The organism is Streptomyces herbicida, from assembly GCF_032656585.1.
Lineage (GTDB): Bacteria > Actinomycetota > Actinomycetes > Streptomycetales > Streptomycetaceae > Streptomyces > Streptomyces herbicida.
This window is the reverse complement of the sequence record NZ_JAUYWJ010000038.1, coordinates 16,029-30,053: the sequence shown is the minus strand read 5'-3', so window position 1 is coordinate 30,053 and position 14,025 is coordinate 16,029. Positions and strand designations below refer to the sequence as shown.

The 14,025-nt window shown below is 67.0% G+C and carries 6 protein-coding genes and 1 tRNA gene; 5 read left to right on the top strand and 2 right to left on the bottom strand.

What is annotated here, in order from left to right; translation table 11 throughout:
* Positions 1-1,192 precede the first annotated feature (1,192 nt).
* From Q8A52_RS45220 to Q8A52_RS45205, 5 genes are all read left to right on the top strand, one after another.
* A complete protein-coding gene (locus Q8A52_RS45220) occupies positions 1,193-3,922 on the top strand; it encodes a LamG domain-containing protein (RefSeq protein WP_316763778.1) in 2,730 nt (909 codons plus the stop codon).
* 146 nt (positions 3,923-4,068) lie between these two features.
* Entirely contained in the window at positions 4,069-10,599 is a 6,531-nt protein-coding gene (locus Q8A52_RS45215; RefSeq protein WP_316763687.1) for an RHS repeat-associated core domain-containing protein, read from the top strand.
* A complete protein-coding gene (locus tag Q8A52_RS49515) occupies positions 10,571-10,858 on the top strand; it encodes a DUF7660 family protein (protein ID WP_456300754.1) in 288 nt (95 codons plus the stop codon). Before Q8A52_RS45215 ends, Q8A52_RS49515 begins: the two co-directional genes overlap by 29 nt.
* A gap of 136 nt (positions 10,859-10,994) precedes the next feature.
* The gene (locus Q8A52_RS45210) at positions 10,995-11,459 is read left to right on the top strand and encodes a lamin tail domain-containing protein (protein WP_408649372.1); all 465 of its coding nucleotides are present in this window, start codon (positions 10,995-10,997) and stop codon (positions 11,457-11,459) included.
* A tRNA-Met gene (locus tag Q8A52_RS45205) sits at positions 11,421-11,494 on the top strand. Before Q8A52_RS45210 ends, Q8A52_RS45205 begins: the two co-directional genes overlap by 39 nt.
* 759 nt (positions 11,495-12,253) lie before the next feature.
* On the opposite strand, the gene Q8A52_RS45200 is transcribed toward Q8A52_RS45205, so the two are convergent.
* Positions 12,254-12,781 carry a hypothetical protein gene (locus Q8A52_RS45200; RefSeq protein WP_316763686.1) on the bottom strand — a complete coding sequence of 176 codons (528 nt, stop codon included), beginning with the start codon at positions 12,779-12,781 and terminating at the stop codon, positions 12,254-12,256.
* A 684-nt stretch (positions 12,782-13,465) separates the two neighbouring features.
* Positions 13,466-13,879, bottom strand: coding sequence for a peptidoglycan-binding domain-containing protein (locus Q8A52_RS45195; protein ID WP_316763684.1), 414 nt, complete (start codon positions 13,877-13,879; stop codon positions 13,466-13,468).
* Positions 13,880-14,025 lie beyond the last annotated feature (146 nt).

Here is a 14,025-nt window from a genome sequence, read left to right as displayed (position 1 = left end):
GCTCTCGATATGACGGAACGTCAAGAACCTTTCCCCACAGGCTTGGACAGATTCAGCCAGCCCCTGCGTGACGTGTGCCACGCCTGATTGACCACTGCGCTTGGTTGATCGTTTACTGTGCGGGACCATTTTTACAAATTTCATACGTGGGGGAGACTCCGTGAAGCCGGAGTGGGGATCCGTGGCGCCCGTGTGCAAGCCGCGAAGAGCGAAACGCAGACTCGTGGGGGGCGTGGCGGCTGCGCTGGTGCTGTCGGTGCTGCCCGTGTTGCCCACGGGGGTGCTGGCCCTGGCGGCGGCAGCCGAGGCGTCAGCCGGGCCGGGGGACGAGCCGACCGCTTCGGCTCAGGCACAGGCGTCCGGGGAGCCGGTGGAGGTGACGGCGGACCGCACCGAGTACTCCACGACCCTGGCGAATCCGGACGGCTCGTTCACGCTGACGCAGTCCACGACGCCCCAGCGGGTGAAGGAGAAGGACGGCGGTTGGGGCGCGGTCGATCCGGTCCTCGAGCGCCGCACGGACGGCCGGATCGCGCCTAAGGGTGCCGTGGTGGACCTGTCGTTCTCCGGCGGTGGTTCGGGCTCGGACATGATCCGTCTGGGCAAGGACGGACGGTCCGTCACCCTGGGCTGGGCCGGTGCACTGCCGCAACCGACTCTGGACGGCGCGACGGCAACCTACCCGAATGTGTTTGACGGGGTGGACCTGCAGCTGACGGCCACGGCCGAGGGCTACCGGGAGGTCCTGGTCGTCAGGACGCCAAAGGCTGCCCAGAACCCCGCCCTGGACCAGGTCAAGCTGGCCGCGTCCGGGGACGGTCTGTCCGTGGTGCCGGGCGCCGGAGGCGGCTTGCGGGCCATCGACGACGACGGCAACGCCGTCTTCCGCGGCCCGGCCGGACAGATGTGGGACTCTGCCGGTGACGGCTCGTCAGGCCCCCAGACGCAGCTGACGCGCACCGGCGCCGCAGCGTTGACGGTTGGCCATCCGCAGGATGATCCGTCGCAGCCCGGTAAGGGCGATTCCACTGCGGTGCTGCCGGTGAGGGTCGACGACGGCACGGTCGCTGTGCACCCGGATCTCGACCTGCTGCGCGGCAAGGACACCGTCTATCCCGTCTACATCGACCCGTCTGTGGGACTGGGTGTCTCGGAGCGTACGAAGCTGTCCTCCGACGGCGACAAGTTCTGGATGTTCGACGGCGACAAGGGTGTCGGTAAGTGCGGCACGGCAGACGGCTACTACTGCGGCGGCGGCTACGTCGACCGTATGTATTTCGAGTTCGCGCCGACCAAGCTGGCCGGCAAGCACGTCCTCGATGCCACCTTCCGCGCCCGTGAGACCTGGTCGTTCAACTGCGACAAGCATCCGGTCGATCTGGTGCGCACCGACAACATCTCGGAGGGCACCCGCTGGCCGGGTCCCAAGCAACTGGACCTGATGGGCGACCAGGACGTGTCAGCCGGTCGGGGTGATCTGTGCAGCCCGGATCAGCCCGACAAGTGGATCGAGTTCAACGACAACTCGAAGGAATCCGACGAGAACCTGACGAGCACGGTCCGTTCCTTCGCGGATGGCAAGTTCAGCCGACTCACGCTGATGCTGCGCGCCAAGGACGAGAGCGACCCGCGTGCCTGGAAGCGGTTCGACGACAACGCCGAGCTGTCGGTGGACTTCGCCTACAAGCCGGGCGTGCCCACGAACGTTGGCGTGATTCCGGGCGTGAGTGCCACGGCCTACTGCAACAAGTCCTCGTCGAACCCGCTCGTGGCGACGATCAAGACTCCGATGGTCCAGGCCAGTGTGCAGACGCTGGTTCAGCCGCACAAGGGCGACCCAGCAGCTGCGCTGCAGGCCGAGTTCGTTGTCGAGCGCGGTGATGACGCGGCCTGGCACCAGGTGTGGACCGGATACAGGCCGGACAAGGGCTGGGCTCCGGACGGGACGCTCGAAAGAATGGCCACCAGCGAACGCGCGGACGGGGGCCTGTACCGATACCGGGCTCGCACGCAGTCGCACTGGTCCTATGACGGCAAGAGCGGTGACCTGTGGTCGTCCTACAGCCCCTGGTGCTACTTCAAGATCGACTCGTCGGCGCCGAAGGCACCACGGATCACTACCGGCTCTCCGTACACGGAGTGCACAGCGAACCTCTGCGAGGGCAAGGGCGGTCCGGGCGATCCCGGCTCGTTCACGTTCCAGCCCAACACCGCCGACATCGACGCAGCCGGGCACACCGACATCACCGCCTACGAGTACAAGCTGTTGTCCACGCCCACAAAGACGGTCTCCGGGAGCCTCAAGGCCGACGTCAAGGATGTCAGGCCACCGCTGTCCGGCACGCAGGTGCTGTCGGTGCGGGCCAAGGACGTGCACAACCGGTGGGGCACACCCGCGGAGTTCGCCTTCAAGGTAGCCCCGGCCCCTGGCGCCGTGGGGCGCTGGCACTTCGACGACGCGGCACCCGGCTCCGGGGCGGCGCTGGCCAAGGACAGCGCGACGGAGGGCACCCGGCATGACGCCACGCTGCAGACGGCGGGTGCGGGATGGTCCTCCCTTGCCCGCCGCGGCGATGCCGACTACTCGTTGTGGCTCAATGACGGCTCGGACGACACCGTGCGCTCGGGCTATGCCGCCACTGCCACGCCGGCGGTGAACACGAAGGACTCCTTCACCGTCTCGGCCTGGGTGTACCTGACGGACGCCTCGCAGAACCACGTGGTCCTTTCAGCGCCAGGCACGTCCGGCTCGGCGTTCACGCTGTACTACTCCGCGTCCTACAAGAAGTGGGTCTTCAACCGCACTGCCGGAGACGTCAAGGACAACCCGGTGTATCTGCGGTCGATCGCCGACGCAGGACCTCCGCCGCTGAAGGTGTGGACACACCTGGCGGCCGTCTTCGACACCAAGAACGACGCCGACAAGACGAACGACACCATCCAACTGTTCGTCAACGGCCGCCCGCAGGGCAAACCGGTCGTGCTGAACACGCTGTCCACCGCCTACCAGCCGTGGACGTCGACGGCCGGTCTGCAGTTCGGCCGCTCGCTGGCCGGCGGTGATTGGGGCGAAAACTTCCGTGGCCGCATCGACGAGGTCACCACGTGGCAGTACGCGCTCAACCCTGAGCAGATCGTCGAGGATGCGCAGCTTGCACAGGACGGCGTAGCGGCCAACGAACTCGTCGCATACTGGGACGCCACCGCAGCCAAGGGCAGCGAGATCCCAGAGAGCACCGGCTACCCGGTGCCGTCGATGAAGCTGGCGCCCAGCGGGACCTCGGTGAACGAGGACGACAACGCCCTCTTCCTGGACGGCACCGGCCAGTACGCCGCATCCACGGGCCCGGTGGTCGACGAAACCGGATCATTCACCGTCTCCGCCGGCGTCCGTCTGGACTCGCAGGCCCTGAAGGCCAAACCGGTCGGCTACAAGGCCCAGGTCGCAGCACAGCGCATGGGCGGTGAATCGTCCTGGGCCCTGTGGGTGGTCAAGCCCGCCGACGACACCTACCAGTGGAAATTCACCCGCACCGCAGTGGACTCGACCGGCAAGGTGACCCAGAACGCGGAAGTACCCGCCGGGGACGTGGCCGTCACCGACTCATGGGTGCAGATCACCGGCGTGTTCGACGCCCAGGAGGGCTGGGAGTGGACCGACCCGTCCGACGCCACCAATACCGAGACCCGCTACGGCAAGCTCCACCTGTACGTCGGTGAAATCGACCAGCCGGCCGACAACGCGGCCACCCTCACCACACCGCAGCAGGGCAGCGGCGAGCTGAGCCTGGGACGCGGCACGACCGCCGGCACCACCGGCAACTACCTGCTCGGCGGCTTGCAGGAGCTGAGGATCTGGACGGGAGCCATGAACGCGGACCAAGTTCGCTCCCAGGTCCTGGGCAGCCCCGACAGCGCCTGAACAAACGCCACGACGAGTGGCCCGCTCACCGAGCGGGCCACCCGGGCGGCCGCGCCCCTGACCGGCTGCCTCGCGCTCTGCATTGTTCGTTCCCAACGGCACTCGCCCGGCCGGCACACCCCGGGCGCCTCGTAGGAAGACCCCTCATGAACCCCTTTGGCATACCCAGACCTCCAGCAGGTCGCGGGACCGGACCCGGAAAGCGCTGGTTGCGGCGTATCGCCGCAGCAACCGGCCTGGCACTTGTGCCGGGCCTGCTGACTCCCGTCGCTTTCGCCGCCGACACCGACCCACTGGGACGTCCGCACCTCAAGGCCCCGCACGCCACCAAAGTCAGCCCGTTCACCGCCACGGTGAACAAGAAGGCCGCGGCCGAGGTGAAGAAGGCCGCCGAGGCCGACCGGGTGGCAGCTGCCCGAGCCCGCCACGACCAGCAGCGCAAGGTCACCTGGCCCACAGCCGGCACAGCATCGGTCAGCGTCCCCCACAAGGGAACCCGCCAGGCCAAGCCGGGCTCGCTGCCCGTCACCCTCACCGCACCCGGCAAGGGTAAGACGGCCCAGTCCGTCGCAGTCCAGGTCCTGGACCAGAAGACGGCCGCCAAGCTCGGCGTCAACGGCGTGGTCCTCAAGCTCACCGGCCCCAGCGCCGGGGGCAAGGCCCGACTCGGCATCAACTACTCCGCCTTCGCCTCCGCCTACGGTGGTGACTGGGCCGGTCGCCTTCAACTGATGCGCCTGCCCGACTGCGCCGTGAAGGACCCGTCGGCCGCGAAGTGCCGTAAGCGCATTGCACTGGATTCGGTCAACAACCGCGAGAAGGACAGCATCGCGGCTCCCGTCAGCTTCGCCTCCGGCGGGCAGACGATGATGCTCGCCCTGGCCGCGGGTGCGAAGTCCGGCGCTGGCGACTACAAGGCAACACCGCTGTCCGCTTCCTCCACATGGGAGGCCGGCGGCTCTTCGGGATCGTTCACCTGGTCCTACCCGCTGCGTGTGCCACCCGCGGCGGCCGGCCCCCAGCCGGATTTGTCGATCTCGTACGACTCCGGTGCCGTCGACGGTCAGACGGCGAACTCGAACAACCAGGGCAGCCAGGTCGGCACGGGCTTCGATCTCACCTCGTCCTACGTCGAGCGCAAGTACGGCTCCTGTGACGACGACGGCCAGGACGGCAAGTACGACCTGTGCTGGAAGTACGACAACGCCTCCCTCGTCCTGAACGGCAAGGCCACTGAACTCGTCAAGGACGACACCACAGGCAAGTGGCGGCTGAAGGACGACGACGCCTCCACCGTCACTCACTCCACCGGCGCCGACAACGGCGATGAAGGCTCGACCGGCCTTGACGGTGACGGGGAGTACTGGACGGTCGTCACGGGGAATGGCACGAAGTACGTCTTCGGCCTGAACAAGCTCGACGGCGCCGGAGCCGGCGACCGCACCAACTCGGTATGGACGGTGCCCGTCTTCGGCGACGACCCGGCCGAGCCCGGCTTCACCGCCGGCGACACGTTTGCCGAACGATCCAAGAACCAGGCGTGGCGATGGAATCTCGACTACGTCGAGGACACCCACGGTAACGCCATGTCGTACTGGTACACGGCCGAGCACAACAACTACGACAAGCTCGGCGACGACAACACCGGCACCGACTACGTCCGCGGCGGCTACCTGAAGGAGATCCGCTACGGCCAGCGGGCCGACGCCCTGTTCTCGGGATCCCCGGCCGCATCCGACAAGGTGGTCTTCTCCTACGACGAGCGCTGCTTGGCCTCCGGCACCGGCTGCGACTCGCTGACCAAGGACACCCGGGACAACTGGCCGGACGTGCCGTTCGACGCGATCTGCAAGGACGGCGACAAGTGCACCGGCAACGTCGGCCCGTCGTTCTTCACCCGCAAGCGGCTGACGGCCATCACCACCTATGCGTGGAACGCGGCTGCCTCCACGCCTGCCTTCGAGGCGGTGGACACCTGGGCTCTCAAGCAGTTGTACCTCGACCCGGGCGACACGGGTGACTCGACGGACCAGTCGCTGTGGCTGGACGAGATCAAGCACACCGGCAAGCGGGGCACCGACCTTTCCCTGGACCCGGTCAAGTTCAGCCATGTGATGATGCCCAACCGCGTCGACGGCACGGCCGACGACATCCTGCCGCTGAACAAGCCGCGCCTGAAGACCGTCACGTCCGAGACCGGCGCGCAGACGATCGTCACCTACCTGGACGCCGACTGCACCGCAGCAGGTGCCAAGCCGAAGGTGGACGAGAACACCAAGCGCTGCTACCCGGTGTACTGGTCGCCCAATGGTGAGAAGGACCCGATCCTCGACTGGTTCCAGAAGTATCCGGTCAGCGCGGTGTCCACCACCGACCCCTTCGGTGGCTCGGAAGAGGTACAGCACAGCTACCAGTACACAGGCGGTGGCGCCTGGCACTACGACGAGGACCCGCTGACCCCGGCCAAGGAGCGCACCTGGTCCATCTGGCGCGGCTACCAGCAGGTCTCCCACGTCACCGGCGTCTCCGGGCAGACGCAGAGCAAGGAAGTCACCGTCTACCTGCGCGGCATGAACGGTGACCGCGTCCTCGGCTCGGACGGCAAGACCCTGGATCCGGACAAGCGTAAGAGCGTCGAGGTCACCGGTATCAAGGCCGACAAGATCACCGACTCAGAGCAGTACGCGGGCTACACCCGCGAGTCGGTGACCTACAACGGGGATGCGGAAGTCGGCGGCACGGTCAGCGACCCGTGGTCGAAGCGGACGGCGACCCAGCACAAGTCGTACGCGGACACCGAGGCGTACTACGTGCGCACCGCCGCCACCCACAACCGCACCAGCATCACCAGCAAGATCACGCCGTACGACCGCGTGCACACGGTGAAGACGACCTACGACGACTATGGCATGGCCGCAGCCGTCGAGGACGAGGGCGACGACGCGGTCAAGGACGACGAAAGGTGCACCCGCACCTGGTACGCCCGCAACGACGACAAGGGCATCAACTCCCTTGTCTCCCGTACCCGCACGGTAGCCGCCCCCTGCGCGACCGCGGATTCGGCGCTCGACCTGCCCGCCGACTCCAAGCGGGCCGGCGACGTCATCTCCGACACCGCGACCGTCTACGACGACACGACGGCCACGACCTGGTCGGCCTCGCAGAAGCCCAGCAAGGGCGACGCCAACTGGGCTGGCCGCGCCAAGGGGTACGGCAGCGGCGACGCTCCGCTCTGGCAGAAAGCGTCGACGACGACGTACGACGCCCTCGGCCGCCCCAAGATCGTGAAGAACACCAAGGACCTGACGGTCTCCTCCACCACCTACACGCCCACGACGGCCGGCCCGCTGACGTTGACGGCGGTCACCGACGCCAAGACGTACAAGACCACTACGGCCTTCGACTTCGCCACCGGTGCGACGCTGAAGGGCACGGACCCCAACAACAAGGTCACCGAGAGCGAGTACGACAGCCTCGGCCGCATCACCAAGCTGTGGCTGCCCAACCGCTCCAAGGCACTGGGCAAGACCCCGAACTACATCTACGACTACAAGGTCACCAGCTCGGACATGTCCTGGGTCTCCACCGGGACCCTCAAGAACGACGGCTCCGGCTACGACACCTCTTACGAGTTCTACGACTCGCTCCTGCGCTCGCGCCAGGTGCAGACGTCGACACCGCAGGGCGGCCGGCTCATCTCCCTGTCGCTCTACGACGCACGCGGCCTGGCAGTCAGCCAGCAGTCCGACATCTGGGACAGCACGTCACTGCCCAGCTCCAAGGCCGCGGAGATCTCCGGGGGCCAGGCACCCATCCAGACCGACACCACCTACGACGGGGCAGGCCGCGCCACCAAGGCGGTGACGAAGGTCCACGGCGTCACCCGCTGGACGACCGACACCAGCTACACCGGTGACACCGTCGCGACCACCGCGCCGACCGGCGGCCAGGCGACCGCCGTGGTCACCAATGCACTGGGTCAGACGACGCAGCGCCGCGAGTACGCCGGCCCGACGCCGACCGGCACGACCTACACCACGACCGACTACACCTACACCCCTGCCGGGCAGCAGGAGACGGTCACCGGCCCTGACCAGAGCAAGTGGTCATACACCTACGACCTGTTCGGCCGGCAGGCCACGGCGACCGACCCAGACAAGGGCAAGAGCAGCACCGAGTACAACGACCTGGACCAGGTCGTGAGTACCACGCCGAACGACGACGCCTCGAAGAAGCTGCTGTTCGAGTATGACGACCTCGGCCGCAAGACGGGCATGTGGCAGGTCGACAAGAGCGACGCCAACAAGCTCGCCGCCTGGGGCTTCGACGCGGTGGCGAAGGGACAGCAGGACACTGCCACCCGGTACGACGGCGGTGTGACCGGCAAGGCGTACACCGAGAAGGTCACAGCCTTCGACGCGATGTATCACGTGACCGGCAGTCAACTGGTCCTGCCTGACACGGAACCCCTGGTCTCGGGCGGGTACGTGCCGAAGACGCTGTCGTTCAGCACGGGCTACAACCTGGACGGCACAATCAGTCAGTACTCCGCACCGGCCGCGGGCGGCCTGGCCGCCGAAACGGTCTCCTACACCTTTGGCGCCCTGGGCCAGCAACTCACCGCGAAGGGCACCACCGGCTACCTGCAGGGCGCCGCATTCTCCCCACAGGGCGACCTGCGCCAGCTCACCGTGGGGACGGACGGCGCGTCCTCGGCGAAGAAGGCGTACCTCAACTGGGACTACGAGGAGGGCACCCGCCGCCTCACCCGCTCCTACGTCACCGATGACGTGCACGGCTACATGCCGCAGGAACTGAAGTTCACCCAGGACGACGCCGGCAACGTCACCTCCATCTTCGACGCCACCACCCAGGGCGGCACGGCCAAGGCCGACTACCAGTGCTTCGCCTACGACGGCAACCGCCGCATGACCGAGGCCTGGACCCCGAAGACCGCGGACTGTGCGGCCTCCGGCCGCACCGTCTCGAACCTCGACGGAGCCGCCCCGTACTGGACGTCGTACGCCTACAACGACGCGGGCCAGCGCAAGACGGAGACCCAGCACGCCACGTCCGGCGACAAGACCACGACATACACCTACGACGACACGACGGACAAGAAACCGCACACGCTGGACAAGACCACGGGTGCCCGCGCCAGCACCTACCGCTACGACAGCAGCGGCAACACCACCTCCCGCCCCGGCCCTACCGCCCAGCAGACCCTGGCCTGGAACACCGAAGGCGACCTGTCCAAGCTGACGGAAAACACGAAGGAGACCAGCTACCTCTACGACGCGGGCGGCGAACTCCTGATCCGTCGGGCCAAGGGCGACGGGGACACCATCCTCTACCTGGGCGCCGGCACGGAACTCCGCCTCACGACCAAGGGCACCACGAAGACCGCCTCCGGCACCCGCTACTACACCGCGAACGGCCAGACGATCGCGGTCCGCACGGCCACCTCCGGCGTCTCCGGCACGAAGCTCAGCTTCCTGGCCGCCGACCACGACGGCACCTCAAGCATCGCCCTGGACGCCAGCACCTACGCGGTCACCAAGCGCTACAGCACCCCATTCGGTGCTCCGCGCGGCGCCAAGACACCGTCATGGCCGGACGACAAGGCATTCCTGGGTAAGTCGGCCGACGACTCGACGAGCCTCACACAGGTGGGGGCACGTGAGTACGACCCGGTGAACGGGCAGTTCATCAGCGTCGACCCGGTACTTGCCACGGACGCACCGCAGTCGCTGAACGGATATTCGTACGCAAGCAACAGTCCGGTCACCAGTGCCGACCCGACCGGAATGTGCGCCGACATCGACTGCCCGACGCGCCCCGGACCCGACTACGAGAACACCACACCGGGCCACACTCCTGGGAAGAAGAGAAAGTCAGCCAACAAGCGCTACGCCGACAACAAGGAAAGCTACAACGCCGGAGGAACCGCAAGCACGGACAGCTCAGGGAACACGGACAGTGGCCCCTACTACGACTGCAGCGGGACGGGGCTCACAGAGGTCTGCAAGCCGATCACAGGTCCCGGGGACTCCAGTTCGAACGCGGGCAATTACCTGTCCAGCCTTGTGCACGACGGCGATTTCTGGTCTGGACTGGCGCAAACGGCGGGCGGCGCGCTCACTGACGTCTTCGGCACGGGGCTTTTTGCCTCCGGAGTCGTCGAGTGCGGCGTAGGGGTTCTGTGCGAGGCGGGTGTCCCGTCTATGGCAGCAGGCTCCGGAATGATTTACGTCGGAACGGGATGGTTCAACTCCGGTTCCGACAAGCTCGGACGGGCTTTCCGTGAAGCGGATGGCGCAGCAAGCGGAGGCGCAGCTCCTAAGCCGGGACCGCGCGGTCTTCCAGCAGGTGGAAAGATGAATCCTGCTAAGATTCGATACACTCAGGACAGCATCAAGGGATCATACAAAGATGGCCGCTCCCTGGACGAGACGATCGCGGAGTTGCAGTCTGGCGAGAAAAGCGCCGACGACATCCAGCCGATCCGTGTATTCGAGCGTGATGGAAACATATACTCACTGGACAACAGGCGTCTTTACGCGTTCAAGCAAGCTGATGTTCCCGTACGGTTCGTGAAAGCATCACCGCGCGAGGTTGAGCAGGAGTCATGGAAATTCACGACGAAAAATGACGGGGCGTCAATTCGAGTTAGGTAGAGTAATGAACTTCTGGCAAGAAGCTCACTCTGTGCATGATCGGCAGAGTTTGTCGGCGTTTCTCGCAGCGGTCTCTCGGGATTTTCAAGAAGATCCTGAGCGTTGGGAGAATAGAGAAATCTCAACATTCTTGGAGGCGATGGCGGCGTGGGTGATGGACTGCGATGAGATTTTCCGGAGGAATGGCGAGTCAATTCCTTCGAATGAAGCATGGGCGACCGTCGCGAAAGTAGTCGCCGCTGCCCGAATCTACGAGTAGCCCCGGAAGGGCGAGCCGGGCCGTAAATTCAACGCGGGCTGAGGGCGCTCAATGTACCCTCAGCCCGCGTTGTCGACGCCTCCGAGCTCACCCCCACTGAGAGCCTTGCTGCTCCGGGGATGCGGCTTTGCTGCGGATGCTGGGGTGCGCACATGAAGGGGGACCTCGTGTCTGTTTCCGTTTCTGTCGCCGTCCGTCGCCTGTCTGCCGCCGCTGCCGTTGCGGCCGCCTGCGTGGGGGCGGTGGCGCTGCCGACCACCACCCGGGGCGCGCCGACCGGGCCCAGATGATTATCAGTGCCGTGCAGTACGACTCCCCGGACCGGGACGACCGCTCCAACCGCTCCCTCAACAAGGAATGGATCGACCTCACCAACACCACCTGCCGGGCGGTGAACCTGGACGGCTGGACCCTGTCCGACGAGGACGGCCACACCTACACCTTTCACCACGTCCGCCTGGACGGGCGTGCCACCGTGCGTGTCCATACCGGCGTCGGCCGTGACAGCCGCACGGACGTGTACCAGGACCGCCGCACCCACGTGGCAGAGTGGCCGGGCCGACGTGGGGTGGAGCAGATCGGTAGCTCGCTGGGCTCATAACCCAGAGGTCGCAGGTTCAAATCCTGTCCCCGCTACGAGAGTCGAAGGGCCTGGCAGGCGCCGGGCCCTTCGACGTTCCCGCCCGCTGCGGCTTCGGCAGGAAGCCGGTCGTCTGTGCGGTCTGGTCCGGCGGTCACTCGTGTGGCCCGTCCGATGTGCCTGCCCGTCAGGTGGTCTCGTACGTTCGTGGTGCCCGGCTCTGACAGGACTGTAGGGTTCACGGCCCCGCGCCCGGTTCGCACGCCGCGTGGGGCCGTTCACCGTTCGGCGGGGAGCCCGATCGGGGGCCTGCCGGGGGCCGCCCAGAGAGCCGCTGTGCGGCAGTCTTGCGGGCTTCACCACACCCTGGACTTCATCCGGGGTGGTGTCTGGCCGGCCGCCAGCCGGGCGTACAGGTTCCGAGGCCCTGGCTCAGGTTGGGAGGGTCCGGCACGGCCGGCACCTGGCGGGCCACGGCAGCCTTCTCGGCAGGATGCGGAGTTCCTCGGGCTTTTCACGGTCGCGCTGTGCCCGCTCCAGCCGGGGCAAACGGCGTGCGGGGCGGCTCATGCCGCTGGACGGGAACACCCCGCACGCCGAGCAACTGGCCAAGTGCAAGTCCCGCCTCCCGCAGATCTCCGAGACGGACAGAGGGTTCCGGAACAGAGAACGGTCTTGGGAGGAAGTACGGCGGTGTGCCCGGCGCCCTGTACGAGAGGCGTGCACGTTGCCCGGCCGAAAGTCCGGCGCGGGACTGGCACCTGTGGAGGGCGCGTCTGAACTGTGAGGTGCCGGGTCGGGGGCGTGCGAGGGCGTCAGCCGTTTCCGCACGACGGGGTCTGTTTCACCGACAGGACACCGGGTGTGCCCTCGGTGACACCCGTGATTTCCAAGGTGGCGTCGCGACTGCCCACGCTCATCACGGTCCAGTCGTTGGACAAGCGGGAGAGCCCTTTGCCGTCCCGTTTCCAGATGACACCGTCCCGGTCGCGGAACGCCATCCAGCGGACGACGCCGGGTGGCCGGTCACTCGGCGCGTACGGCGGCCCCTGACCCGACTGTCCGGCCCACACTTCTTCCTTCATGACCGTTTCGGAGCACGGTGCCAGGACCGGGAGCTGGAGCACATGATCCGGACCTGCTTCTGCAGGCGACAGGAGCAGATCTGCTTCCGACACCGGATCCGGCGAACTGTTGATGACATGCAAGCGCTTGACGAAGGGCGTCGGGTATTCCGTCCAGTAGGACACGCGCAGGGCCTGGGCACGGGTTTCCTGATCGGCCGCCTGGTGCGCCTGTTCCAGTTCGCCCTGCGAGACGAGCGCGTCGTAGAGCGTGGACACGCCCGTGAGCAGCAGTCCCGCGAGAGCGGCAACGACCGCCGTGATGGTCCCGGCCCTGCCCCAGTCGATGCGGCGCCACCACTGCCGGAGTCCTGCCGGCCTGCGGGGCCGGGCTCGGGGCCGGACCCGGCCCGGTCCCGGCCGCCGCCGGGCCGGTCGTACCGTCCTCGCCCGTTGCCGGCCGCTGCCCACCATGCCACCCTCCCCCTTGCGTCCGTCGGAAAGTGAGGACGCACGGGCTCTCTGCCCGGATGCGCTGCGCCCTACAACACTGGGTGCTGGGTCGGGCCTGGTGGTCAGCAGGCGTTGTTCAAACTCGTCGTAGTGATCACGGGCACGTTGCGCCGAACCGCCGTGCTGCCGGTGTGGGATGCCAGATCGTTGACGAAGTCCCAGCCGGTGAGGGGGGGGGGCAGGGATCTAGGAGGTGAAGGTGACGGCATCTCTCACGGATGCGTGCCCGAGGTGTGCGTGGACTGCGGGGTTGGGTTCACTGACGACCGATGGAGGGCCAGCCCAGCACCGTGGTCGACCGGGGCTGCGGTGACAGCCACCCGCACTTGTGCGACGACTGCGGGATGCGGGCGGGCGTCGTGGCTCCTGCGGCGGCCTCCGCGCGGCCGCCGCAGTCATTGCTTTACCGCTCTGTCCGCCGCCTCGAACGGCGAATGCTGCTCCTCTGCGTCAGCGGCAGGGGTCGTCGACGTAGTAGTCGCTGCCCGCCCACCAGACCAGGTCTGACCATGTCTGCGGGCCGACGATGCCGTCGCGGGTGATGTAGTCGCAGTACTGGAAGCGCTTGACCGCGCTCAGCGTCGTCGGCCCGAAGCTGCCGTCAACGCTCACTTTGGTGTGCTTCAAGGACCTGTTCAGCAGGCACTGCAACGTGTACACCGCCTGGGCGTCCGAGGTCCACTCGCTGATCGTGGGCTCGTTGGTGGAGTGGCCGCCGCACGAGGCCGTCGCGGAGGGGCTGAGCACAGCATGGGCTGGCTGCGGCTGGGCCTGGGCAGCGGTGGCGGCCGGGGCGGCGGCGATCAGGCCGCCGCTGAGCAGGGCCGCGCCGGTGAGCACTGCGGTACGGGAGAGCAACGACATGTTTACCTCCGGTGGAAGGCGGCCGGACGCCTGAGATTGAGGCAGACGTCGGGGCCGGATGCGGGACATGGTCCGATGGGCGGCGCCGTCCCGCGTGAAGCTGTCCGGCGCCGACCGGGCATCAGGTTTCCGGGCCGGCGCGTTGT